The organism is Gemmiger formicilis (genome assembly GCF_024462815.1).
GTDB lineage: Bacteria > Bacillota > Clostridia > Oscillospirales > Ruminococcaceae > Gemmiger.
Map to the genome: position 1 here is coordinate 1 of NZ_JANGCG010000016.1, position 25,107 is coordinate 25,107.

General features: G+C 58.8%; 20 protein-coding genes. 8 read left to right on the forward strand and 12 right to left on the reverse strand.

The annotated features are described in order from the left end of the window. Positions 1-206: 206 nt before the first annotated feature. A complete protein-coding gene (locus tag NE623_RS11775) occupies positions 207-641 on the forward strand; it encodes a carboxymuconolactone decarboxylase family protein (protein ID WP_370866740.1) in 435 nt (144 codons plus the stop codon). Between the two features lie 90 nt (positions 642-731). Here the strand turns inward: NE623_RS11775 and NE623_RS11780 are convergent, their stop codons facing one another. From NE623_RS11780 to NE623_RS11820, 9 genes are all read right to left on the reverse strand, one after another. Continuing rightward, positions 732-2,291 carry a glycoside hydrolase family 1 protein gene (locus NE623_RS11780; protein WP_256272759.1) on the reverse strand — a complete coding sequence of 520 codons (1,560 nt, stop codon included), beginning with the start codon at positions 2,289-2,291 and terminating at the stop codon, positions 732-734. Positions 2,292-2,517: 226 nt separating this feature from the next. Continuing rightward, a complete protein-coding gene (locus NE623_RS11785) occupies positions 2,518-3,909 on the reverse strand; it encodes a hypothetical protein (protein WP_256276154.1) in 1,392 nt (463 codons plus the stop codon). A gap of 4 nt (positions 3,910-3,913) precedes the next feature. Further along, entirely contained in the window at positions 3,914-5,266 is a 1,353-nt protein-coding gene (locus NE623_RS11790) for an MBOAT family O-acyltransferase (RefSeq protein ID WP_256272761.1), read from the reverse strand. Further along, complete coding sequence (locus NE623_RS11795; protein ID WP_256272762.1) at positions 5,263-5,469, reverse strand: hypothetical protein; 207 nt, start codon at positions 5,467-5,469, stop codon at positions 5,263-5,265. The genes NE623_RS11790 and NE623_RS11795 overlap by 4 nt, the downstream gene beginning before the upstream one ends. Continuing rightward, the gene (locus tag NE623_RS11800) at positions 5,466-7,226 is read right to left on the reverse strand and encodes a leucine-rich repeat protein (RefSeq protein WP_256272763.1); all 1,761 of its coding nucleotides are present in this window, start codon (positions 7,224-7,226) and stop codon (positions 5,466-5,468) included. Before NE623_RS11800 ends, NE623_RS11795 begins: the two co-directional genes overlap by 4 nt. Before the next feature lie 244 nt (positions 7,227-7,470). Next, positions 7,471-7,896: a hypothetical protein gene (locus NE623_RS11805; RefSeq protein WP_256272764.1), complete on the reverse strand. Its 426-nt coding sequence runs from the start codon at positions 7,894-7,896 to the stop codon at positions 7,471-7,473. Positions 7,897-7,909: 13 nt separating this feature from the next. Next, complete coding sequence (locus tag NE623_RS11810) at positions 7,910-10,984, reverse strand: glycoside hydrolase family 3 C-terminal domain-containing protein (protein ID WP_256272765.1); 3,075 nt, start codon at positions 10,982-10,984, stop codon at positions 7,910-7,912. A gap of 155 nt (positions 10,985-11,139) precedes the next feature. Next, positions 11,140-12,603, reverse strand: coding sequence for an MFS transporter (locus NE623_RS11815; protein ID WP_256272766.1), 1,464 nt, complete (start codon positions 12,601-12,603; stop codon positions 11,140-11,142). Between the two features lie 205 nt (positions 12,604-12,808). Further along, a complete protein-coding gene (locus NE623_RS11820) occupies positions 12,809-15,358 on the reverse strand; it encodes an alpha-L-rhamnosidase (protein WP_256272767.1) in 2,550 nt (849 codons plus the stop codon). Positions 15,359-15,636: 278 nt separating this feature from the next. On the opposite strand from NE623_RS11820, the gene NE623_RS11825 reads away from it, so the two are divergent. The 7 genes from NE623_RS11825 to NE623_RS11855 all read left to right on the forward strand — a co-directional run bounded on the left by NE623_RS11825 (position 15,637) and on the right by NE623_RS11855 (position 21,380). After that, a complete protein-coding gene (locus tag NE623_RS11825) occupies positions 15,637-16,536 on the forward strand; it encodes a hypothetical protein (RefSeq protein WP_256272768.1) in 900 nt (299 codons plus the stop codon). Between the two features lie 183 nt (positions 16,537-16,719). After that, positions 16,720-17,124 carry an alpha/beta fold hydrolase gene (locus NE623_RS11830; protein WP_256272769.1) on the forward strand — a complete coding sequence of 135 codons (405 nt, stop codon included), beginning with the start codon at positions 16,720-16,722 and terminating at the stop codon, positions 17,122-17,124. 62 nt (positions 17,125-17,186) lie between these two features. Next, positions 17,187-17,390, forward strand: a complete 204-nt coding sequence (locus NE623_RS14925) for a hypothetical protein (RefSeq protein ID WP_370866741.1) — start codon at positions 17,187-17,189, stop codon at positions 17,388-17,390. Then, positions 17,391-17,567 (forward strand): hypothetical protein, encoded by a 177-nt coding sequence (locus NE623_RS14930; protein WP_370866742.1) that lies wholly within the window; start codon positions 17,391-17,393, stop codon positions 17,565-17,567. A 270-nt stretch (positions 17,568-17,837) separates the two neighbouring features. Next, positions 17,838-18,857: an HD domain-containing phosphohydrolase gene (locus NE623_RS14935; RefSeq protein ID WP_370866743.1), complete on the forward strand. Its 1,020-nt coding sequence runs from the start codon at positions 17,838-17,840 to the stop codon at positions 18,855-18,857. A gap of 118 nt (positions 18,858-18,975) precedes the next feature. Further along, complete coding sequence (locus tag NE623_RS11850) at positions 18,976-19,245, forward strand: DUF6110 family protein (protein ID WP_256272770.1); 270 nt, start codon at positions 18,976-18,978, stop codon at positions 19,243-19,245. 62 nt (positions 19,246-19,307) lie between these two features. Further along, on the forward strand, positions 19,308-21,380 hold the full coding sequence (locus NE623_RS11855; RefSeq protein WP_256272771.1) for a heavy metal translocating P-type ATPase: 2,073 nt from the start codon (positions 19,308-19,310) through the stop codon (positions 21,378-21,380). Between the two features lie 67 nt (positions 21,381-21,447). Here the strand turns inward: NE623_RS11855 and NE623_RS11860 are convergent, their stop codons facing one another. The 3 genes from NE623_RS11860 to NE623_RS11870 all read right to left on the reverse strand — a co-directional run bounded on the left by NE623_RS11860 (position 21,448) and on the right by NE623_RS11870 (position 25,106). Beyond that, positions 21,448-23,205: a glycoside hydrolase family 2 protein gene (locus NE623_RS11860; RefSeq protein ID WP_256272772.1), complete on the reverse strand. Its 1,758-nt coding sequence runs from the start codon at positions 23,203-23,205 to the stop codon at positions 21,448-21,450. 192 nt (positions 23,206-23,397) lie between these two features. Next, positions 23,398-23,871: a hypothetical protein gene (locus NE623_RS11865; protein ID WP_256272773.1), complete on the reverse strand. Its 474-nt coding sequence runs from the start codon at positions 23,869-23,871 to the stop codon at positions 23,398-23,400. Then, on the reverse strand, positions 23,868-25,106 hold the full coding sequence (locus NE623_RS11870) for a ParB/RepB/Spo0J family partition protein (protein ID WP_256272774.1): 1,239 nt from the start codon (positions 25,104-25,106) through the stop codon (positions 23,868-23,870). Before NE623_RS11870 ends, NE623_RS11865 begins: the two co-directional genes overlap by 4 nt. Position 25,107 lies beyond the last annotated feature (1 nt).

A 25,107-nucleotide genomic window follows, 5' to 3' on the forward strand; every position in this document is an offset into this window, starting at 1 on the left:
CCACTTTATGGAGCGCGTCAACAGCCGCCACGGCACCCATACCATCGACGCCGCCGAGGCACTGGGCATCGGCACGCAGGATTATGAGCTCGTGCGCGTCTGATTCAAATTAAGTCTTGACTTAAACTACGCTTTAAGTTGTAGAATATAAGACAAGGGCGGGCACCAGCCTGCGCTTGTTCTGATTCTGAACAGAGGTAGTTCCCATGAAGTACGAAACCAAGGAAGCATTTGAGAAGGCAAATATGTTCGGTCAGGGCGCGCCCAGCACGGCCTACGCCCAGTATTTTATCGGCGATTCCTTCTTGAATCCGCTGACGAACCCGCAGTGCGGCCTGCTTGCCGCCAACGTCACCTTTGCGCCGAAGTTCGCAGAATTGAACGATGATGTGTTGTTTGGTCAGGTGTGGAGCCGTGAGGACAAGCTCTCTCTGCGGGACCGTTCCCTTGTCACGGTGGTGGCGCTGATGGCGCAGGGCCTGACCGATGAGAGCTTCCGCTATCACCTGATGAGTGCAAAGAAGAACGGCATCACCAAGGACGAGATTGCCGAGATTGTGACCCGCGCCGCCTTCTACTGCGGCTGGCCCAAGGCATGGGCCGTTTTCCGCATGGCCAAGGAAATCTGGAACGAGGAGTAAGCATAGCCCCTCTCCCCCGCCCACGGTAGCATCAATACCAAAACCCCTGCCGTTAAGCGGCAGGGGTTTTGTGAAATATGAGGAATGCCTTTACAGGCAATGGGATAATGGCTCAGCTGTCTTTTTCGTCCGCGTTGACGGGCTTGCTCCATTCGGTATAGGAAGGCACCTTGGGGAAACGCTTGAGCTCTTTTTTTGATTTTGCGAATCCTCACCATTCGAGGCTGTGACCTTCTGGTACCAGTAGTAGCTGTCCTTCTTGCTGCGCTTGCCCGTGCCGTTGAAATTGTTATCATAATCGACATAAATAAAGCCGTAGCGCTTTTCAATCTCACTGGAGGAGCAGGAAATAATGTCGATGGGGCCCCACGGATAGTAGCCGCGCAGGTCAACGCCGTCCTTGACGGCCTCCTTCATCTGCTCGATATGAGCGCGCAGATAGTCGATGCGGTACGTATCGTGGATGGAACCATCAGCCTCGACCTTGTCATAGGCGCCAAGACCGTTCTCGGTGATGTACAGCGGCTTCTGGTAGCGGTCCCAGTACTCGTTCAGGGCAATGCGCAGGCCCACCGGGTCGATGCTCCAGCCCCAATCGCTGGCCGGAATATCCGGGTTCGGCACCTGGCCGAGCTCGGTGTGCAGATAGAGCTCCTCGCCGGACAGGCGGGTATAGTAATAACTCAGCGAGACGAAATCCACCGTGCCCTCCTTCAGGGCCTCCTCGTCACCGGGGTAGAACTCGATGTGGATGTTGTGCTCATCGTAGTAGCGCAGGGCATAGCCGGGATAGTAGCCGCGCACCATAATATCACCGTAGAGGTATTCCATCTGGTTGTGCTTCATATTCCAGAGCACATCCTCGGGGCGGTGGCTGATGGGATAGGTCAGGTTGGAGCAGAACATCATACCAATCTGGTTATCAGGGTCGATTTCGTGTGCAATCTTGGTAGCCTTGGCGCAGGCAACCATCTCATTGTGCACGCCCTGATATTTGGCCTCCAGCAGGTTGTCCACCTTATCACTGGCGATGCCGAGGTGGTTGAAGCTCTCATGGACAATCAGTTTAATCTGGTTGACGATAATCCACTTGTGTACCTTGCCCTTGTAGCGCTTGAACAGCGTCTCGCAGTATTTGACGAAGAAGTCCACCAGCTCGCGGCTGGCCCAGCCGTTGTACTTCAGCGCCAGATTCAGCGGCATTTCGTAATGGCTGATGGTAATCATCGGGTCAAGGCCGTTGGCAATCATGCAGTCAATCAGATTGTCATAGTATTTCAGGCCCTCCTCGCAGGGCTCGGCGTCATCACCGTTCGGGAAGATACGCGCCCAGTTGATGGAAGTGCGCAGGCCGTTCATACCGGTACCGGCCAGCAGCTTGATATCTTCCGGATAGGTGTGGTAGAAGTCGATGCCGTGGCGTTTGGGGTAGTACTTATCGTCCTCCTCCATGGCACGCTTGATATAGGCGGTGTCAATCTCCTGATTATAGCGCTTCTCCGGCGGGATGTCGTACTGGCTGCGGTTGATATCGGCCAGGCACCAGCCCTTGCCGCCTTCCTTCCAGGCGCCCTCCATCTGGTTGGCGGCCAGTGCGCCGCCCCAGATGAAGTCCTTCGGAAGGCCGTTGTATTTGCTCATCTTTTCCATTTCCGTAGCTCCTCTATAATAAGGTATGAGCCTTGCCATTTACGGCACCACCACACCAATGGAATATATGTGATTTTCAAATGCCTTCAGGCTAAGGCAGAATATGAAAAGAGCCGTCATGCGCTGGCATGGCAGCTCGTTTCGGGAAGCTCAAAATATAGGATGAAATCTCTACATTTATAAATGTCTGCTTTTTGTGGGCACGTAAGCGGCTACATTAGCGGCATTATTCCAGCCGTTCGGCGTAGGCGGACCATGCGTAGCTGAGGCAGTAGGCAGTGTAACTGCCGTCCGGCACCTGCAGGCGGAGGGCGGCGGGGGCACCGGCCAGCAAATTCTGCCCTACAGCCAATCGGGCAGGGTCAGGCTGGGTCAGTGTGACAGTGCGCAAGGCCGGGCAGGATGTGAACAGGGTATCCGGCAAGGCGGTAATGTTTTGCTGTATCGTCAATTTCTCCAGCTTATCACACCCGGTAAGCGTGTCCGCGGTCAGGGCCGTTACCGGCGTGCCGTCCACCTCTGCGGGGATGGTCAGGCTGCTGCGGGTGCGGCCCTGCTCATTCACAGTCAGAACGCCGTTTTGCATTGTAAAATACGCTGCATCGCTGTTATCCGCAGCTTCTGTGTCTGCCTGCGCCGCGCTGGCGGGCATAGCTGGCAAGGCAATCTCGGTGGTGGAGGTATCCCCCAGCATGGCTTTGATATCCCGGATGAGTTGCCGGGTAAAGACGGTTTTACCGCTGGCGTTCAGATGGAAATTTGTATCATAGAACCACCCGGAATCCAGCACACAGGCGTGGGGATTTCCCGCCAATGGGGCGGTGAGCTGCGATTGCAGATACGCGGCGTAGCCGTCAATATCCGCACCGCTTTCCACAGCAGCTGCGTTCATGGGCGGGAAATGGTAGTATACCGTTGCGCCGACAGTCTCCGCGTGGGCGGTGTAGTCATTGAGGGCGGCACAGAAATCCGCGCTGAGCATGGCGGTGTCAAACCGCACCGGCATTGTCGGGTCGTAGCCGTCCGGCAAAATATTGGCGCTGCAAAGCGGATTTATCACGTCTCCCGCCGCATTGAAACTATCGCGTCGGTAGACACCCTCCGGATTCGGCGCGCCGATGAGGAAATACCGGAATTTAGCTGCCGCAAAACGCGGGAAGGCCCCCAGCGTCGGGCCAAAATCCCGGGCATGCAGGCAAGCGAGAGCTGCAAAGTCACCATCCACCGCCTGCCAGAGCGTTTCTGTTCCGATTGTATCAGAAAGCGCCTGGCTCTGCTGCTCCGGCATAACGATGACGATATCCCCGGGTCGCAGCTCGTCTATGGATAAATCAAGCATCACCCGCGTGCCCAGCGCCGCGTACAGACCGAAATTGATTGGCTGATAGTCCGGTAGCTCCTGTGCCAGCAGGGCGCTGTCCACGCCAAACGCCGCCGCGCTGCCGCCTACGATGATGAGCCGCGGCTTGTCACTTTCCGCCGCCAGCATTGCGCGCTTGGCGGGCAGCTCGCCGACAAAGGTTTCCCGGTACTGCGCGGGCACGGCAAAGCCCCACACCGCCAAAATCAGCGGTATGGCAGCAAATATTGTCAGCATACAGGCAATCAGTTTCTTCATGGCATCAGAATTGGAAGTAGATAAAGGCGTTCGCCGTACCCGCGTGCAGCGCGGCAAACCACGCCGTGGCGGCGGCCAGCGTCAGCAGGCAGAATGCCAGCACCCCGCGCGGGGTGGGCGTATCGGATGAATCCTCGGGCAGAAGGTGCAGGCAGAGTGCTCCAAGAACGAGCTGGGCGGCGGGCTGCACTCCAAGCGTCAGCGCCGTAGTGTGCAGCGCAGGCAGCGTCCAGCCGGTAAACAAGCGTGAAAAAATCATCCGTGCGTCCGAAACGGACCCAGCGCGGAAGAACACCCACGCGGCGCAGACAAGGGCAAAGGTCACAGCGCGTTGTGCAAAGAGCGAAGCGGGGCGCCGGTCATGGCCGAGGCGGTCGAGCAGGCGTTCCGCCAGCAGCAGCACGCCATGCACACCGCCCCACACCACAAAATGAAGCGCTGCGCCGTGCCAAAGGCCGCTGAGCAGGAAAATCACCATCGTATTCACGGCCAACCGTACAGCTCCGCAGCGCGAGCCGCCCAGCGGAATGTAGACATAATCGGTAAACCAGCGGGTCAGGCTGATGTGCCAACGGTGCCAGAAATCCCGCAGGGACGCCGCACGGTAGGGATGGTCAAAGTTACGGCTGAGCTGCACGCCCACCAGTGCGGCTGCGCCCACCGCAATATCCGAGTAGCCGGAAAAATCCCAGTAAATCTGCCACGCAAACAGCACGGTGGCCAACAGGGCGGCCGGGCCGCTGGCCGCAGACGGCGCGGCGTAGACGGCATCCACAAAGACGGCGGCAGTGTCCGCCAGAAGCAGTTTTTTGACAAAGCCGCGCAGAATGTACAGCCATCCGCTCGCATCCATACGGCTGTCCGGGTCGCGCAGCTGCGGCAAAAGGGCGATGCTGCGCTCAATCGGGCCAGCTACCAGCTGCGGGAAGAAGCTTACAAACAGCGCATAGTAGCCGAGGTGTCTCTCCGGCGCCAGCCGCCCACGGTAGACATCGATGACATAGCCGAGGGTCTGGAACGTGTAGAACGAGATGCCCGCGGGCAGCAAAAGAGACGTGCCAGCGCCAAACAGTCCGGCATATTTAAAGACACCGAGACAGCCAAGGCAGAGCACCGCCGCGCAGATCAGCCAAATTCGTTTGGCGGTCTGCGTTTTACTTTTTGCAATAAAAAGCGCTGCAGCGTAGGTTCCCAGCGTAATACCCATCAGCAGCGGGAACGCCTGCGCACTGCCCAGCGCGTAAAAGCCAAGGCTTACCGCCAGCAGCAGCACCCACCGCCAGCGCGGCGGCATAACCCAGTGCAGGGCAATGACCAGCGGCAGCCCCAGCACAAAGGCCGGTGCGGTAAAATTCATGGGCGGCCCCCTTTCGGCCAGAGTGCTGCGACACAGGGCACCAATAAGCAGAGCAGCAGCGTGCGCGTGGGCGTACCGACCACAAGAGCCGCCAACAGCAGCGCCGCCCCCGCCGCCATACCCAGTGCGGCGGCAACCGGCCAGCGGTGGGCTGCCAGCGCCAGAAGTACCGTCAGGGCTGTGAGCAGATAGACAAAAATCATGGTGTCAGTCCCTCGCTTTGCAGTTGGCTTGTCAGCGCGGCGATGACCTGCTCGGTACGCAGCGCCACGCCGTGGGTGGAAAGGTGATTGTCCGTGCCGAAGAAGTACCGGCCCGGCAGCAAAGAATCTGAAAGGTTTGTTAGTATCGTCACATCAAGATTTTCCCGGAAATATTCATCCAGTGCCGCGATAGCCTCCGGGGTGGATTCCGCTGAAACGGCCCGGCTGTTGCGCGGGCTGTAGGTCAGCCAGACGTGCACGCCCACCGCCGTAAAGTGGGAAAATTCCGCGTTGGCAGGCGCAATATAGGTATCATACGGAAAAGCCGCGGTTGTGTAATCAACCGGCAAGCCATAGATGGGGGTATCATCGGCGGCATCGGAGCGGTAGAGAACGTAATCACCGTAGGCGTTGTAACTCGGGGTGTCCACGGCGTTGCCGTCCTCGTCGAGGTCGGACGGCGAGACAGCGTAAGAACTCTGCGTCATACCGGCGCGGGTTTGCAAATACGAACCGAGCGCTGAAAAAACACCACTGTACTGTTGCAAATCAAGCTCTGCCACCATATCGTAGTTGGCCTCTGCCATGCAGAAAAAGTCATCGTCAAAGGCATTTGTGGTGCAGAACTGGCGTTTTGCAGCGTCAAATTCGGGCGAGAGCAGCAGGATGTCCCCTGCCTGCATCCGGGCGCGGATAAGCTCCAGCTGTGGCAGGGCGTTCGTGTAGGCAAACACCCCCATATTGACCACGGCATAGGACGGCAGGGCGGCGTCCAGCGCGGCGCTGTCATACCCGAACCGCGCAGACGAGCCGGAGAACAGCACGAGCTTTTGGGTGCTTTCCAGTGACAAAAGGCGGTCATACTTGTCGGCAAAGGTGGCGTAGTAGCTGCCGCTGTAGACCGGGGCGGTGGCAGCATTGATATGTAAGGTGCGCAGATACGTGCAGTTTTCAAAGGCATAGTCACTGATTTGCTGCAGATTATCAAACAGTGTCACGCTTTCGACTGCGCTGCCGGTGAACGCCCCGGGCTGCACGCGGCGCAGGGTATCGGAGAAGATGACCATCTTGCAGGGTGCGCCCGCAAAGGCACCCGCAGCAATTTCCACAACCGGCGCACCGCCCAGCGTGTCCGGTATCGCGAGGGTCTCTCCCCTGCCCTGCCAGCCGGTGATTGTGGCCGCGTTGTTGTTCACAGTGTAGGTAAACTCCGCGGCATCATTCTGGGCGGCCCACTGCGCGTAGAGCCGTGTGCCGGGGGCCGTGCGGCTGCCAAGGCCCACGGCCTGCCCGCTGCCGTCCGGCGCGGTGTTCCAGCCGGTCAGCGTATGGCCGGTATTGGCAAACAATGCGCCATCCGGGGCTGTGTTGAGCCGCGTGTGGCTGGGTGTAACCGGGGTTTTCTGCCAGTCCCCGCCAAGGTTATCGTTATAATAAAGCGCTGTATCGCTTTTTTGTGCCGTGACCGCCACAGCGGTGGAGTAGCGCACATCAGGCAGGGTCAGGGTGTAGTCTGCGCCGTTGCGGGTCAGCACTGCGCCTGGGTAGTCCGCGCCGGTCAGGGTATAGCCGTCGGCCGGGGTCAGGGTGAAGGTCACACTCTGCCCCGGGGTAACGGCGGCGGTCTGGGTGTTGGCGGTAAACGCCGGGGACGATTCAAGGACGAGACGGCATTGCGGCGCGGCAGGCGCAGCGGTTGCGCAGGCGGAAAGCAGGAGAAGTGCTGTCAACAGAAGAATACTGTACAGCTTGCGCATAGAAATCACGTCCTTTCGTAAGAATTTGTAGGATGTGCGGAGGGGCAAGACTCCTCCCTCCTACCCGCAGACGGGAAATCCGGGCGAGGTCGGCCCTCAATCAGTCACCTTCGGTGACAGCTTCCCCCGCAGGGGAAGCCATTTTCTACTTATAATTATATATAAAATACCCCGGAGAGCAAGCCCTCCGGGGATTGAAGAGGAAAAAGCTGTCACGATGAATGGTGACGCGGGGATGGTGAAATTACTCCTTGGTCACGTTGGTGAACGCAGCGATGATGTTCAGCACAACGGCAATCAGCAGGGCGGCCGTGCCGTAGATGGCGCTGGACAGGTCAGCCATCGTCTGGGCGTTGTTCGTGAAGGACATAATAGAGGCAATGGTGTTGACGCGGGGGCTGATGAACTGAGCAGCGGCAACCACCAGCGTAACACCGGCGACAACGCTCATCACGTCAGCGGCAACGGCCTGCTTGCCGTCCAGCAGAATGCGCAGAACCAGTGCGACAATGGCAATCACAGCGCAGGCAATGACGACCGGGCTGGTGCCGATTTTGCGGAAGGAGTCAGTGTTGGCGTTGACCATGCAGAACACAAGGCCTACCACACCGGCGATTGCGGTCAGAAGCGACAGGATGAAGCCTGCGCCCTTTTTATTAGTAGAAGTCATGGTGTGCTCTCCTTTACTGCTTCTTGGACTTGCGCTCGTCCAGCACGTACATGGCGGCGGCCAGCACGGTCAGGGCGGCAAAGACAATCTGTACAGCGGTCAGGGCGTTGTCGTACCAAGTGCGGACGCTGACCAGCTTGGTGCTGGAGGCCATGCCGTCCATCGCATTGGAGTTGGCAATCGCGTAGTTCTGGTACTTCATAGCCTGCTTCAGTGCGGTCACAAGCTCGGTGTCCTTGCTGACATCGTCCACAGTCCAGTAAGCAAATTTCTCCGTGACAGCAGCCATATCGTTGTCACCGGTGAAGGTGGTCATCGTACCACCGTTCATGACGTACTCCTTCAGAACCGCGTAGTTGGGGTTCATGATGAAGTCCTCAGAAACCAGACCCTTGAAGCCCCACTCGTTGCGCAGAATGTTCTTCATCAGGCCAGTGTGGGCGTTGGCAGCGGTGATACCGACGCGGTTGAAGGCGGTCATAACACCGAGAACGCCGTTCTCGACAATAGCCTGCGTGCCGCGCAGCTCGTTCTCGCGAGCCTGCTGCTCGGTCATAAAGACGGAGACGCCGGTACGGTTGACCTCGGTATCGTTGAAGGCGAGGTGCTTGGGTGCGATGATGACGCCGTACTCCTGTGCTGCATTGCAGTAGGCGGTGCCCTGACCAGCAGTCAGGACGGCATCCTCGGAGTAGTACTCATGGTTACGAGAGTTGTAAGGTACGCGGTGCAGGTTGGTGCCACAGCCCCAGAAGATGGGCAGATTGCTCCACAGGCTGTAGTTGCCGATCACGCGGCCGTAGTCGGCGGCGAGGTCCTTGTTGAAGGTCTGGGCGATGACAGTCTCATTGACCATGGTGCCCATCTTATAAGTCAGGTTGGGGTCATTGGCATCGACCACGCAGGGATCACCGGTGGAAGCATCGGTGTTGGCGTACTGGCCCAGAGGATAGGAGTTGAAGCCATTGGGACCATCGTTTTGGATGGCTTCGGGGCTCATGATGGACTCGATAACCTTGGTGGAGGTACCGCCGAAAGCAGTGCGAATCATGCACTCTTCCAGCGTGATTTCATCCATCAGCATGTCCCAGCGCTCGTCGTTGATGTCGGAAACGCCCTTCAGGTCGGCCAGCGTCAGGCCGTTGTCAGCGCCGAAGGTAACCGTGGAGGGGTCGCCGTTGGCGTTGATTTCATAGATGTCGTTGTCGAGGATGTCAATCATCTCGTCGGTGGCGGTCAGGTCGGTGTAGGTCTTGGGGAAGGTACCCTCCCAGTCGGCGCGGGTCAGATAGGTAGCGGTGCCGGGCAGCCAGTAGTTGACGTCCATATCCGCCAACTGGTTCTCCACAGCAGTGCCGTTCTTGGTGGTTGCAAAGGCGGTGGTGTCCTGAGAGCCCAGATTCCAGCTCTTGGCCTTGTCTGCGCTGCCGCCGACATCCTGACCCTCAGCGGCCAGAACGTTCTGCACGGCCTCATGAGCGCCATTGCCAATGGTGAAGTAGTAGTCACCGGCATCCAGAATGTAGCAGCCCTTGGTGCCTGCGGCGTTGTCAGCCGTGGAATCCCAGCTGGCCATATTCTGCATATCAGCAGTGATGGTCACGGTCTCGGAGGCACCGGGGGCGAGCTCAGCGGTCTTGCCGTAGTCCAGCAGCTGGACAGCGGCCTTCTCAACGCCGTGTTCCTTGTCATAGTCGGTGTAGGGCAGGCTGACATACAGCTGCACAACATCCTTGCCGGCCACACTGCCGGTGTTGGTGACGGTGACCTTGGCGGTGACGGTCTCATTGTCCAAATCCACGTTCAGATCATCCAGCGTCTGGGTGAAGGTGGTGTAGGACAGGCCGTAGCCGAACGGATAGGTAACCTCATCGTCATAGTTCCATGCGCTGCCGGTGGAGGAGCCCACGATGGAGGCAGCGTTACCCTGATTCATAACGGTGTCAAAGTAGCGGGTCTCGTAGTACTTGTAGCCAATGTAGATGTTCTCAGCCTCGACAATGGCATCATTCATCTGAATGTCGGGGTTGGCGTTCGTCCACTGCAAGTCACCGAAGTTCTGGGCAGCGGGAGAGTTCGCGTTCTTGACCGCATAAGTATCGGTCAGATGGCCGGAGGGGTTGACATCACCGGAGAGGATGTCTGCCACGCCGTAGAAGCCGTAGCCGCCCGGCAGACCAATCTGCAGGATAGCGTCAACGCCTGCATTATCCTGAATCTCCTGTACTTCCATCGCGCTGGCGTTGTTCAGCAGCACAATGACCTTGCCGCCGTTGGAGGCCTTGGCGTCAACGGCAGCCTGAATCAGATCGCGCTCATCGTCGGACAAGCCCAGAGGGTCGGTCTGGTTCAGATTCTGGGTCGGGTCAACGCCGGCAGTGCCGGGCATATAAGTGCCGTTCTCAGAGGCGGAACGCGCAATCGTGACAATCATCACGTTGTTGTCATTCATGCTGTCCTTCCATGCGGCGTTCTGGCCGTCCAGTGCAGCCTGGCTCGGCTCCTTGCTGGAGAACACGCCGGACGTGGAGGGCGCCGTGATGTGGTTGTACTCCTTGACGCCGCCCCAGCTCTGGACCTCAGACTTGAAGGTGGGCTGCAGGGCCTCGTACATATCGGCCACAGTCTGGTTCAGGCCAAAGCCCTTGGCCTTGAAGGCCTGTACCATATCCACGGTGTCGGCATCGGTGCCGGTGTTTTCACTCAGGCTGGAACCCATATCGCCGCCCTGCACCGGATAGTAGCTGGAGAAGCCCAGCAGGGTGATTTTCTGGGTCTCGTCTTTCGTCAGCGGCAGTGCGCCGTTGTTCTTCAGCAGGACGCTGCCTTCCTCACTCATACGCTCGCCCACGTCCTGGATGCCGTGCAGCAGGTCAGTGGTGGAGGTGTAGTCGGACTTGAAGGTGTACAGGTCCACGCCGTCGGTGTCCTCGGTGACGAGCTTGGTGCTCTTGGTGCCAAGGAACTTGTCAATGTCAGTACGGAAGCCGTCCACAACGGTGGATGCGCAGACACTGAGTGCCAGCAGTGACGCCGTTGCGGTGGTCACGCCGCGCCAGACGCGGCGCTTGGAATTTTTCTTACTCATGTTTTTCCTCCTTGCATATATCCGTAAGCGCCTGTAGGGGGCGCATTACTTTACCAGGTGGTAGGGTGGAAGCCTGTCCCATAGGGGAAGGCTACGGCGGGGTGGGGCTCTGCCCCGCCCGCGGGGTGCGATGGAATCGCCGTTTTATGGGATTCTTACTTCTGGTTGCGCTTGGCAATCTCGGCCTGCTCGGCGGGGAGGTTCTTCTCGACCGTCCAGAACAGAATCAGGATGACAGCGCCGATGATGTAGCAGACAGTCTCGACCCAGATGTAGCTGATGGAGATTGCGGTCTGGACACCGGCGGTCTGGGCGGCAGTACCCAGCGCGACATCGGCGGCCTGATTGTAGCCGCTGGCGTTCAGCATAGCGCTGAAGATGGAGTTGCAGATAGGCGTTGCAGCCACCATCAGAGAGCTGTAGATGCTCATGGTCAAACCGTCCGTGCGGATGCCAGTGCGGTACTCAATGTGGTCGATAACGTCGGCAATCATAGCCAGAATCAGGTAGCAGGCTGGGGAGGAACCCAGGCACTTGAGCGCTACGCCGATGGCAACCGGCACGATGTTGCCGCCGCCGAGACCGGCGATAACGCCGCCGACAGCGCCCACCAGCATAAACACGCCGCAGACCAGACGCTTGCCGAACTTGTTGGCCAGAGGCACAACAAAGACCGCGGCAATGGCCATCGGGATAGCACCCATGATGCTGAGCAGACCCTGAGAAGCGCCCCATGCGTCTGCCGTGCCAAAGAAGGTGTTATCCAGCACCCACTTGCAGAAGTAACTCATCGAGCCGTTCTTCATAGCGCCGCTCCACTGGAACAGCATATAGAACGCCATGACAATCCACCACATACGGTCGCTGGTAACAGCCTTGAGCTGCTCCGACAGGCTGACCGTCTTTTTGGGGGTTTCGACTTCCTCGGTGCGGCCTTCCTCGGTGACACGCTCGCGGGTGAACATAAACTGCAGATAAATCGTGAGGGCACTGAAAACACCCACGGCCAGCATGGCAATGAACCAGAGGTATTGGTCCTCCTTCAGGGCGAAGGAGACAAGCATCGGGAACATCATCGAGCCAACGCCCATATCGGCCAGACCTGCCACGTTGGTGAAGGAAGCCAGCGCGCCGCGCTGCTTGCTGTCACGGGTGGAAACAGGAATCATCGTGGAGTTGGCGGTGTTGTAGATGGGGTAGGCCACTGCATAATAGAGGTTGTATGCAATGGCAATCCAGACCATCTTGGCCGTGCCCTCAAACGGCACGATGAACATCAGCACGCTGGAGACCGAAAGGGTCAGTGCCGAGAGCAGAATCCACGGGCGGGCCTTGCCGGCCAGTGCCTTGGTGCGCTCAATCAGCTGGCCGACAATCAGGTTGGCCGCCACAATGAGCACGGTGGAAATCAACTGCAGGGTGGTCAGGAAGCCCAAATCGAGCTTGAGAACATCGGTAAAGTAGTTCTGCAGGATGCTGGTAAAGATACCGCTGGAAAGCAATGCGCCGAAGGGGCCGATAAAGTAGCCCAACAGCATCTCCGGCAGCTTGACGTCATCGCTCTTGATGCGGGAGCGTGTCAGCGGGCTTTTCCAGAAGTTGCCTTTGGATTCAGGCATAATAAAAGGTCACTCCTTCTTTTGTTTTGGGGTTCCATTATAATAAGGTAGACATTGTCATGGCTTCCCCTTTTGGGGGAAGCTGTCACCGCAGGTGACTGAGGAGGGAAAAGCTGTATGAGACTGCCCATTTGCGGGTGGCCTCGCAGGCCCGCCCCTCATCCGGCGCTGTGCGCCACCTTCTCCCGCAGGAGAAGGTTTTTTCTTACACCCTCGCAGTCAGCGTGTAGCTGCCGCCGCTGAGGTTCTGCTCTACCCCGCTCGGCAGGGTTACGGTGCAGGCCGTACCCATCGGGACGGTGATTTCAGCGGTCATTTCACCGTTTTCGATGTGCCACGCCGCCTTGATTTCACCGTAGGGCGTGCCCACCGTGCCATCGGCCTCGGTCAGGCCGCCGCCCACCAGCGGGGCAAACTTGAACAGCTTATAGCCCGGCAGAACCGGCTCCACGCCCAGCACACGGCGGTATAGGAACGCGCCGACCGCGCCGGAAGCGTAATGGTTGTAGGAAATCATCTGGTCGGTGCCATCGTCACCGATGGGGCACTCGCCGTTTTCATCAAGACCGTCCCAGCGCTCCCAGACTGTGGTTGCACCGACGCGGACCTCATACAGCCAGCTCGGGCACTGGGTGTTCAGCAGCATCTTGAAGGCGGTGTCCGCGTGGCCGCTGTCGGCCAGTGCAAACAGGATGTAGGGCGTGCCGGGGAAGCCGGTGCCAATCTTGTAATCGCTCTTTTCAACCAGCTTGACAAGGTTCTCGGCGGCCTTGGCCTTGACGTTCTCCGGGAACATATTCAGGTAGAGGGGCAGCACGTAGGCGGTCTGGAATTCGTCCTTCGCCTTGCCGCTGCCATCCGTCAGGATGCTGCAATAGGCGTCCGCCACCTTGGCGCTCAGCGTCTCATACTGGGCGGCGTCCTCATCCTTACCGAGCAGACGTGCAATTTTGGCAAGGCGGCCGCTGGTATTGCACAGGCTGGCCGTGGCGGTGTACTTGCTGCGGCCCTGCCACTGGCTCATCTTGGGCACATCGGGTGCGACCCAGTCACCGAAGTGGAGCACGGCCGGCGTGTGCCAGATGTAGCGGTGCTTGCCGATGCCGAACCCTGCCCAGAAGCGGCAGGCCTTGACGTATTTCTGCATCGTGGGGTACATGGCCCGCAGGATGTCCACATTGCCGGTGGCCTCATACAGGGCCCACGGCACGTTCACGCAGGCGTCGCCCCACCAGTCCACGGCCATCTCCGGCATCGTTGCGGGAAAACCGTAGCCCTGCACCGGCACGGTGTTGGGCAGGCCGCCGGTGGGCAGCTGCTCGGCCTTGACGTCGCGCAGCCACTTCTCCAAAAAGCGGCTCAGCTCAAAGTTGTACAGAGCCGTGGGGGCAAAGACGTTGATATCACCGGTCCAGCCCATGCGCTCGTCGCGCTGGGGGCAGTCGGTGGGAATGTCCACAAAGTTGGACTTGGCGCTCCAGGTGATGTTGGACTGCAGCTTGTTGAGCATCTCATCCGAGCAGTGGAACCCACCGTGCTGTGCCACATCGGAGTAGAGGGCCACAGCCTCGATTTCCAGCTCCTTCGGGTCAATGCCCTTGACCCCGGCATAACGGAAGCCCATGTAGCTGAAGCGCGGGCTGTATTCCTGCTCGCCATCGCGGCAGGTGTAGGTGGCCGTAGCCTTGGCCGTGCGCAGGAAGGTGGTGTTCAGCGTGCCGTCCGGGTTTAGGATTTCCGCGTGGCGGACCGTGATGACCTGCCCGGCCTTGCCGTTCAGCTTCATACGGATGACGCCCGCGAAGTTCTGGCCAAAGTCATAGATGACCTCGCCGTCCTTCGCCGTGGTGACGGCCATGGGGCGCATAACCTCGTGGGCCCTGACCGGGTCGCCGTACTCCGCCGTGATGGCGGGGGTGATTTTCAGCGTTTCGGGCGCGGCGTTGTGCCAGCCGGTGGTTTCCTTCGTGGCATCGTAGGTTTCGCCGTCATAGATATCCGCCATGCGGACCGGGCCATCCTCGGTGACCTGCCAGCTGCTGTCGGTGCCGATAACCTCCACGCTGCCGTCCTCGTACTCAATGCGGAGCTCGGCCAGCAGGGCCTGACGGTCAGCCGTCACGCGGTTCTTGCGGGTAAAGACGAAGCTGCCCACGGCCCAGCCGCCCGCCACGGTGGCGGTCAGTGTGTTGTGGCCGGTCATAAACGGCGTGACATCGTAGGTCTGATACTGTAAATAGCTCTTGTAGCTCGTAAAGCCGGGGGCAAAGTAGCGGTCGCCCAGCTTTTTGCCGTTCAGCTCCACCTCATAGATGCCCATTGCGGTGGCGTAGAGGCGGGCGCGGGCAATCGGCTTGTCGGTGGTGATTTCCCTGCGGAAAACCATCGGCATGGGGCTGACTTTGGCCTCGGTGAAATGGTAGTCGCCATCGGTAATCCACTGGCCCTTCCACGGTGTCTCCATGCGGCCGGTTTCAAAGGTCATGGACGCTGCAGCGGTCTCGCCTGCGTCATCCTTGGCGGCCAGCTGCACGCTGTAGGTGGTGAAGGGCAGCAGCGCCGGGCCCTTGTAGGTAGTGCCGGTCTGGCCGTCGCCGGTTACTTTGGCGGACCAGTCACCGACAGTCAGCTCCGCATCGGTCAGCTGTGCACCGTTGCGGTCACTTCTGACGGCAAAGGCGATATGCGGGGCCGGGCAGTCGGTCACGCAGTCCGCCGTCAGGTGCTCCACCGTCAGACGAGTGATTTCTAACATTTGTTTTCCTCCTTTTCGGCGGGCTGGTCTGCCCGTCCGGGGATGCCGTCTCTTTTTTCTGTGACTATACCATACCACACACCCGCAATTTTGGTGCATCAAATGCACAAAATGCGTTTTTTTTGGCACAAACGGCTTTGGATTTCGTTAGTTTTCACATTAACTCACCCCGCTTTTTTGTGCAGTTTGCGCAAATACCCCCTTCTCTGCCCTGCTGGACCGATTTTTTTGCAAATTCCGGCGCGGCTTGGTATAATGGGGCAAAAGGGGGCCGCGCTATGGGACGCACTGCACACTATCATCTGCCGGGATTGTTTGAGTTTTATGAGCTGTACCGCGCTTTTCTGCCACTGTACCGCAGCCATCGGGACTGGTTCTACGATTGGTGCGATATCGCCTCGCTCTACGGTGCCCCCGCCGACTGCCTTTGGGGCGGCGGGCGTGTGGGCGGCGGCGAGGCTGACCCGTGGGACGTGCTGGCCTTAACGCAGGAGTATGGCATCTCCGCACGCCTGACCTTCAGCAATTCGCTGCTGCAGCCCGAGCATCTGGCTGACCCGGCCTGCAACGCGCTCTGCCGCCTGTTTGCCGCCTGCAACTCACCGGCCAGCGGGGTGATTGTACACTCGGATTTGCTGCTGGATTATATAAAGAGGATGTATCCGGGTCTTTATTTCGTCTCCTCCACCACCAAGGTGCTGACGGACTTTCCGGCGCTTGCCGCCGAGACCGCAAGACCGGATTTCCGCTACGTTGTGCCGGATTTCCGGCTAAACAAGGCGTTTGACCAGCTGGCCGCCCTCTCCCCTGCCCCGCGCGAGAAGCTGGAATTTCTCTGCAATGAGTGCTGCTGGGTAGGCTGCCGTGACCGCAAGGCCTGCTATGAGACCGTCAGCCGCCGGAATCTGGGGCTGAACGTGCCCGAGCATCACTGTGCCGCCCCCAACGCCGCGCATGGCTACCGCTTCTCCCTCGCTATGGAGAACCCGGCATTTATCGGGACAGACGATATCCGGGCACGCTACCTACCGATGGGCTTTACCAACTTTAAAATAGAAGGCCGCGGCCTTGGCAGTGCGGTGGTGCTGGAATTTTTGCTGTACTACCTCGTCAAGCCCGCCTTTCAGCTTCGTGTGAGGGAGGAAATCTACCTTGACCCGATGCTGGATTTGTTTTGATATAGGCTGAAAACTGCCATTCACAAAAAATTGCAGGGATTCTGTCCCCGAAATCCTGACATACAAACAAATTTTCGCTACTATAAATGTACAGAAATACGCGGAAGGGTCGCAGCAATGCGGCTTTTTTAAAGGCCCGTGGTTAGTTTATCCTAACTTTTTTTCTGTGAAGGAGATGGAGAGATGAAGGTTTACGCCTTCGGCGCTGAAAACGCCCCGGTGATTATGCTTCTTCCCGGCACCTGCTGCCATTGGAAGAGCAACTTTGAAAAGGTGATTCCTCTGTTGGCAAACACCTTTCGTGTGCTTTGCGTCCGCTATGACGGTTTTGATGAAACCGAGCACACTGAGTTTCCGACCATGACGCAGGAGGTCGAAAAAATTGAGCACTATATCAAGGAGTATTGCGGCGGACAGCTTCGTGCAGCCTACGGCTGCTCACTGGGCGGCTCTTTTGTGGGGCTGCTGGCCGCACGGCAAAACATCCATATGGACTACGGAATCCTCGGCAGCTCTGATTTGGACCAGGCCTCTCCCCTTGCGGCCAAGCTGCAGACTGATTTGCTTCTGCCGCTGATTTACCCCTGATTCACGATGGCCAGTTCAAAAGCCGTTTCCTGCAAAAGCGCCTTGCAAAGCGGGCGGAGGAAATGGGTGATTACGTAAAAGCCTTTATCTACAATTTGGATTTTCCGAATGTGATTGCGTACCGCAATCAGCTGCTCCCTGCCGGGGACCGGGAGCAGAATATTCCCTGCAACCTGAATGATACCGCGTGGTTTGATGCCATCGACGCCACAGGCGGCGCGGTGTTCTTTGCGTCCGGCGTGTTCTATTACTTCTTGAAGAAGTAGGTGCAGGCACTGGTACAGGCCATGGCGGACGTTTTTTCCGGCAGCGTGCTGGTATTTGACGCCGCCAACGAGAAGGCCGTGAAGCTGATGCTGAAAACCTGGCTGAAGGACGCCGAAATCAAGGATGTCGGGGCCTATTTTGCCATCTCCGCTGCAACGCGCGAAATCAACGCGTAGGACCCACGCCTGCAGGTATCCAGCCGGGGGTATATGCTTGGCTACCATGACCTGAAAGCCCCCTCTGTCAGCCACTTTTTCCGTTTTCTCTCCCGAATCAGCGATGGAATGATGAAAATGCAGATTGTGAAAATTCAGTTTGGGAAGCAATAATTTACCGGATAGCCTGCTTCTTTTCCTATGCCCCCCTTGACAAACAGTTCTTTCCGGAGTAAGATAGTCTATGCTAACTATTAGTATAAACTAACCGTCTGGAAAGGAGGCGTGCCCATGACTGCTGCCTTTGTACAAGAGAAAACCGCTGCGGGCCGCCTGCTGCAATATCACGATTTAATTCAGAGCATCGTTGCCGCCATGGACGCCCGCGATGCCTACACGGCGCGCCATTCGGAGCGCGTGGCGGATATGGTACTGGTTCTGGCCGCCGCGCTGGGGCTGGATGAAACCAGCACCACCCTTTTGCACATTGCCGCCCATCTGCATGATATCGGCAAGATTGCCGTGCCGGACGCCGTACTGCGCAAGGCCGGGCCGCTGACACAGAACGAATGGGAGGAAATGCACCGCCACCCTGTGACCGGCTACGAAATCCTGCGCAAGGTCGATGATTTTCAGCACATTGCCGTGCTGGTGCGCCACCATCATGAGCGCTGGGATGGCCGCGGCTATCCCGATGGCCTTTCCGGCACGGACATCCCGCTGGGGTCCCGGATTCTGGCGGTGGCTGATTCCATTGATGCCATGATGAGCAGCCGCAGCTATCGCCCGGCCATGACCAGCGCCGCCTGCCGCCGCGAGATCGAGCGTAACAGCGGCATTATGTATGACCCGCGGGTCGCTGCCGCCGCGCTGGAGCATTGGGACGCATTGGTTGGCCGTTACGCCGCCGAGAATGAGCCGCAGACGCCATATTTTGACCGCCTGCAGCTTGAGCATACCCGGCAGGTGCACGACTATCTGGTGGCCCATCAGAGTAGCCATATCACGCTGCCGGAGTTGGCCGCACGGTTTCATCTATCCCAGAGCTCGCTGAAAATCTGCTTCAAGGCGCTGTACGGCGTGCCGGTGGCAAGCTATCTGCGGGCACTACGGATGGATACCGCTGCCTGCCTTTTGCAGGAGAGCGACCTGCCAGTGGCCGAGATTGCCCATCGCGTCGGGTACGAGGACCCCAGCCGGTTTGCTGCCGCCTTCCGCCGCCATACGGGCCGCCGCCCTACCGAGCTGCGCCGTGTGGCCTGCCCCATCGAGGCAGTGCAGCCATGCCCATCAAAAAACCAAACTGCATAATTTTCGGCTTTTTTATCTACCCCAGTTATCACTAACCGGTGTAAAATAATAGGTAAACCTTACGGGTTCGCCTTTTCAGGCACAATGTATATACACACTAGCAAAGGGGATTTGAACTATGAATTGGGCAAAGATTGGTCTGTTTGCAGGCGGCGCATTGTTTGGCTCTGCCGGTATCGAGATTCTGACCAGCAAGGACGCAAAGAAGCTGTACACCCAGTGCACCGCTGCCGTTTTGCGTATGAAGGATCAGGTTATGAAAACCGCCACCACCCTGCAGGAGAACTGCGGTGACATTCTGGCCGACGCCAAGGAAATCAACGAGCAGCGCGCCGCTGAGGATGAGGCTGTTGTGGAAGATACCGCCGAGGAAAAGGCTGCCGAATAATTTCACAGCATAAATGGGCTGCCTGCGCACGCGGGCAGCTTTTGTTTTGGGAGAGTATAAGCATGAAATGGAATATTCTGCATGAGAGCCGCGGGCGCATCCGCCTGCACCTCAACAAGCCGCGTATGTCCCTTGCGGAGGCAGACCAGCTGCAGGACTACCTTACCAATCTGCCCGGCGTGCGCACCGCCGCCGTGTATGAGCGCACCTGCGATGTTGTGGTTGTCTACACCGAGAGCCGCGCAGGCGTTATCAAGGGCCTGACCGCCTTTCGTTTTGACGTGGCGGCCCTGGCCGAGGTACCCGCCAACAGCCCCCGCACTGTCAACCGGGAATATCAGGAAAAGCTCGTCAATATGACGATTTTCCACTTTGCACGCAAGCTGTTTCTGCCTGCGCCACTGCGCTTTGCTTACACGGCAGTGCGCAGTATTCCCTACATCTGGCACGGCCTGTGCTGCCTGTGGCGGCGTAAATTGCAGGTGGAGGTGCTGGACGCACTCTCCATCGGCGTTTCGATGCTGCGCGGAGACTTTTCGACCGCGGGCTCGGTTATGTTCCTGCTGCGGCTGGGCGAGCTTTTGGAAGAATGGACGCGCAAAAAGTCGCTGGGTGATCTGGCCCGCTGTATGTCCCTGAATGTGGACCGCGTTTGGCAGCAGACCGCCGAGGGCGAGGTGCTTGTCCCGATTTCTCAGGTTCGCACCGGGGATGCTATCATCGTGCACACCGGCAGCGTCATCCCGCTGGATGGCCGGGTGCTGGACGGCGAGGCCAGCGTGAATCAGGCGTCCCTGACCGGTGAGGCCGAGCCTGTGCGCAAGAGCTCCTGTGCGGTTGTCTACGCGGGTACGGTTGTGGAGGAAGGCCAGATTACCGTCACGGTGGAGCAGCAGGCCGGCAACGGCCGCTATGACCAGATTGTCAAGATGATTGAAAGCTCCGAGAAGCTGAAATCCGCCAGCGAGACCCGCGCCGCGGCGCTGGCAGACAAGCTGGTTCCCTACAGCCTGCTGGGCACCGCCGTGACCTACGCGCTGACCCGCAACGTGACCCGCGCCATCTCGATTCTGATGGTCGATTTTTCCTGTGCGCTGAAGCTGTCCATGCCGCTGGCGGTGCTGTCCGCCATGCGGGAGTGCGGCAGCTACCACATCACGGTCAAGGGCGGCAAGTATCTGGAGGCCCTTGCCAACGCGGATACCATCGTCTTTGACAAGACCGGCACGCTGACCCACGCAACGCCCACCGTTGTGAAAGTCGTGCCCTTCGGCACCCGCACCGAGGACGAGATTCTGCAGATTGCCGCCTGCCTGGAGGAGCACTATCCTCACTCGATGGCCAACGCTGTTGTGCAGGCCGCTGCCGCCAAGGGCATACGCCACGATGAAATGCACAGCGAGGTGCAGTACGTTGTGGCCCACGGCATCGCCAGCCAGATTGGTGGCGAGAAGGCCGTCATCGGCAGCCAGCACTTTGTCTTTGAGGACGAGGGCTGCTATATTCCCACGAGTGAGACACAGAAATTTGACGCCCTGCCGCCGGAGTATTCCCACCTGTATCTGGCCATCGGCGGCGTACTGGCCGGTGTTATCTGCATTGCGGACCCCCTGCGGCAGGAAGCTGCCGAGGTGCTGCGCCAGCTGCGCGGGCTGGGCATCCGCAAGGCCGTTATGATGACCGGCGACAATGACCGCACCGCGTCTGTCATTGCCGCACAGGTCGGCGTGGACGCCTACTATGCCGAGGTTCTGCCCGAGGACAAGGCCCGCTTTGTCGAGCAGGAAAAGGCCGCAGGCCGCACCGTCATCATGCTGGGTGACGGCATCAACGACTCCCCTGCCCTGTCTGCCGCCGATGTTGGCATTGCCATCAGCGATGGTGCAGCCATTGCCCGCGAGATTGCGGACATCACGATAGCCGCTGACAGCCTGCGTGAGCTGGTTGTCCTCAAGTCCATCGCCAACGGCCTGCAGAAGCGCACCCGCGCCAACTACCGCTTTATTATGAGCTTCAACAGCGCCCTCATCGTGCTGGGCGCAATGGGGGTGCTGCCCCCGGCCACCTCGGCTCTGCTGCACAACGCCTCCACCCTCGGCGTCAGCCTTAAGAGCATGACAAACCTGCTGGGTTGATTATAAGCATATAAAAACGGCGTACCTTCCCTTTTGGGGCGGTACGCCGCTTTTATATGCTTCTCACTTATTCAGACCGCACGCAGGCGTCAAACGCGGCATACAACCGGTCATTTATTGCCCGCACCCTGTCGGCGGGCAGCTTGAGCACGGCGCGGTCATAGGTGAACAGACCGTTGACTTCCTCCTCCACATCGGTAAGCTGGGTGTACACCAGCGCCGAAAGCCCGCGGGCCAGTTGGGGCAGTACGGTTTCGCATTGCAGCTTCTCATACCTTGCCGCCATATCGGCGCTATCGCGGGCGGTGCCGTAGCCGTAGGTCTTGTCGGCTGTCAAATGCCCCGCCACCGGGAAGGCAATGCCGCCGTATTCGGTCAGCGCCACGGTGCGCCGCCCGGGCCTGACCCGCAGCGGGTAGAAGTAATTGTGGCGGGAGTCCACGTCCCCTCCGCCTTGGTCAAACCAGCCGCTGGCCTCGTCAATCAGCCGCCCCGGGTCAAGTACCCGCAGCCGGGCCGTGGCCTTGGCGGCGTCAAACTGGCCCCAGCCCTCGTTGAAGGGCACCCAGCAGCCAATGCAGGGGTAGCAGGCCAGCGCGTCCACGGTAGCGTTCAGCTCCTCCCTATACAGGTCACGGCTGGCTGCGTCCGGGCGGCTGAGCAGCCCATAAAACGGCGCGCCGTCCGGGAATTTTCGCAGCAGCGGTTGGAACACATTCGTCAGGTAGGTGACAAACCAGAGCTTGCTCGGCGTGCCACCGCTGACCATATCCTGCCAGACCACCAGCCCCAGCCGGTCACAATGGTAATACCACCGCTGCGGCTCAATCTTGGCGTGCTTGCGCAGCAGATTGAAGCCCAGCACCTTGACCTGTTCCAACTCCTTAACCACAGCTGCATCGCTGGGCGGAGTATACAGTCCCTGCGGCCAGTAGCCCTGGTCCAGCAGGCCGTTCAGCAAAATGGGCTTGCCGTTCAAAAAGAATCGCAGCACACCGCGGCCATCCCGCGCGGCTTGCCAACTGCGCAGGGCAAAGTAACTTTCTACCCTGTCCCCTACTGCCAAAGTCGCTGTGACTGTGTACAGAAACGGACTTTCGGGGCTCCATGGATGGAAGGCAGCTTCCGGAACGGCGAGGATTATTTTCTCTATCCCCGCATCGAGCTCGGATTTTGCAACCGGCACACCATCGGCGAAGATTTCCACCGCAGCAGCAGCGGGCGTGTTGGTTTTCAGCTGCACTGTGACAGTCCGGCTGTCATAGTCGGGCATCAGCCGCAGGTCTGTAATGTGCACCGGCTGCAACGGTTCCAGCCATACGGTCTGCCAAATGCCACTCTGCGCCGGGTAAAACATACCGCCCGGCGTCAGTGTTTGCTTACCGCGGGCCTGTACACCGTTGCCGGTGGGGTCCTGTACGGTGACCCACAAATCGTTCATCCCGGGGCACAACGCCTCCGTGATGTCCAGCGAAAAGGGCCAGTAGCCTCCGCGGTGACTGCCCACAACGTGGTCATTGACCCGGACGGTACAGGTGTAGTCCACCGCGCCGAAATGCAGCAGCAGACGCCCGCCCGCGGGCACAGCCGGGCAGACAAACGTCCGGTGATAGTGCAAGCTCTCCCCCGGCTGCAGCGTGCGCCCCACGCCAGAGGCCTCACATTCTGGCGAGTATGGCACCAGAATTTTGGTCTGCATAGCCTCGGCGGGCGGCAGTTCTGCATCCGCCGTGAAGGCGCAATCCCACCAGCCGTTCAGGTTGTACCAGCCTTCCCGATGCAGCATCGGTCGCGGATATTCCGGGAATGGAACGGTATCAATCATAACAGTTTCCCTTTTTGCACGTCATTGCAGTGTGTAATTGATATACAGAGCGTATAATATTTTTACTTATTTTCTGTATGTATAATATTTCCCCGGATTTTTTGAAATTTTCTTCTGAAAATTTCTCTTTTTTGCAGCAGAAAATCTCTCGCAATAGAAAAAACAGTGAAGTTCCTTGGTCCGGGGTTCGCCTTACATCCGTTGCAGCTCCTGCAAAAGCGGGTTGTGCAGCAGCATACCAACCAGCTGATACCGGTAGCTTTTCACTGTCCGGCCCACGGACTCGGAGTATACCCCGCGCAGATAATCACACTCCCGCGCAAACAGCGCGTCCAGCAGGGCCAGCTGGGTGTCGGTGACCAGCAGTGTGACCTGCCCCTTTGTGTCCAATCCACGGCCGTGGCTGGGCATATACTTTTCGCGGCAGTCCAACGAGGGGAACACATAATATTGTTCTGGGTGGGCAGCAGCGGCACGGAGCTTTTCGGCATCGCCCTCGTCCGCGCCGCACAGGATGCAGTCCGGCGCAACCGCCTGCAGGTGGGCAAACTCCTCCTGCATAATGCGGTTGGCCAGCGTGCCAATGCGGCTGTCCTGCCAGACAGCTTCCAGCTCTAACGCTTCATAAATCTTATGGTGCAGCCGTATGCGCAGTCGCTGCTTCACGCGTTAGCACTCCCCTGCTCCACTCTGGCAATCAGCTCGCGCAGCCGCGTGGCCGTGGCAATCATCTCATCCAGTTCATGCATGGCCTGCTGACGCTCCTCATGGGTGTATTTTTCCACCAGCCGTGTCTCCGGGTCTTTTCGGTTCAGCATCATTTCCAGCCGGGTTGTCTGCTGGGCCAGCTTGCCTGTAATTTTGCTCTGCACCTTCGGTGTGGTGACGTGCTCATGCTGCACCGGGGTCGGCTCTGTACGCACAGCCGGCTTCGGCGCAGCCTTCAGCAGCTCCGCGTGGGCGCGCAGCTGTTCCGTGCCCTCTGTCACCGTGGCCGCAGCGGCTTCCAGTGCGGTGCGGGCATCGGTCATATTGCTGATGCCTGCCACTACCAGCAGCGCATCCGCAAACTGCTTGCGGATAAACTGCTTCTCGCGTTCAAGCTCCTCAGCGCCAGGCCCCTCGCACGGTACAGCGCGCAGCGCCGCCAGCTTCTCCGCCGCCGTGCGCTGCTCTGCCGGGTTCAGCCGCAGAAAGCCCTCGGCCTCACTGCGCAGCAAAAAACCGTTGTCCAGCATCGCCGTCAGCTCCGGGTTCAGGTTTTTCTCAATGCTCAAATCCTTGTCAATCTGGCGGCCGTTGATGGGCGTGGCCTCCTTGACCGCCTTCTTTGCTGCTGCGGCGGTCAGGTTGTACGGCTCTTTTTGCAGGCAGGCCACCAGCTCTGCCACGGCCTTGCGGCGTATCATTTCATTGGCAAAGCCGCCGCGCACCTGCAGATTTGCGCTGAGCAGCATTACTTTTTTCTCGTTCTCGCTCAACGGCGTTGTGATGACACGGCAGTTTTTCACGGTGTTCCACTTGGCATCACCGTGGGCCTGCAGATAGTTCAGCGCCTTGTAGCGGCGCTCGCCGGACAGCATCACATACCGCGTTATCTTGCCCTCGCTGCGCGGGAAAACCACCAGATTGTGCAACAGGCCGTTGCGGTCAATATCTGCCGCCAGCGTCTCAATGTCCTCCTCAGTGTCCATCTGGCGGAAAATCTCATTGTCTGGGTTCAGCTCAATGTCCTGCAGCGCAATTTCGCGCTGCTCGTAGGCCAACTCACCGCGGGTCTGGGCCGCAAGATTCGCCACCAAATTGCCTGTTGCGTTGTTGTTGGCAGCACTGAAAACGGCTTCCGTTGTGGGGATTTCCACACCGATGCGGGCGCGGCCCGGCTTCTTTTTCATGGCCATT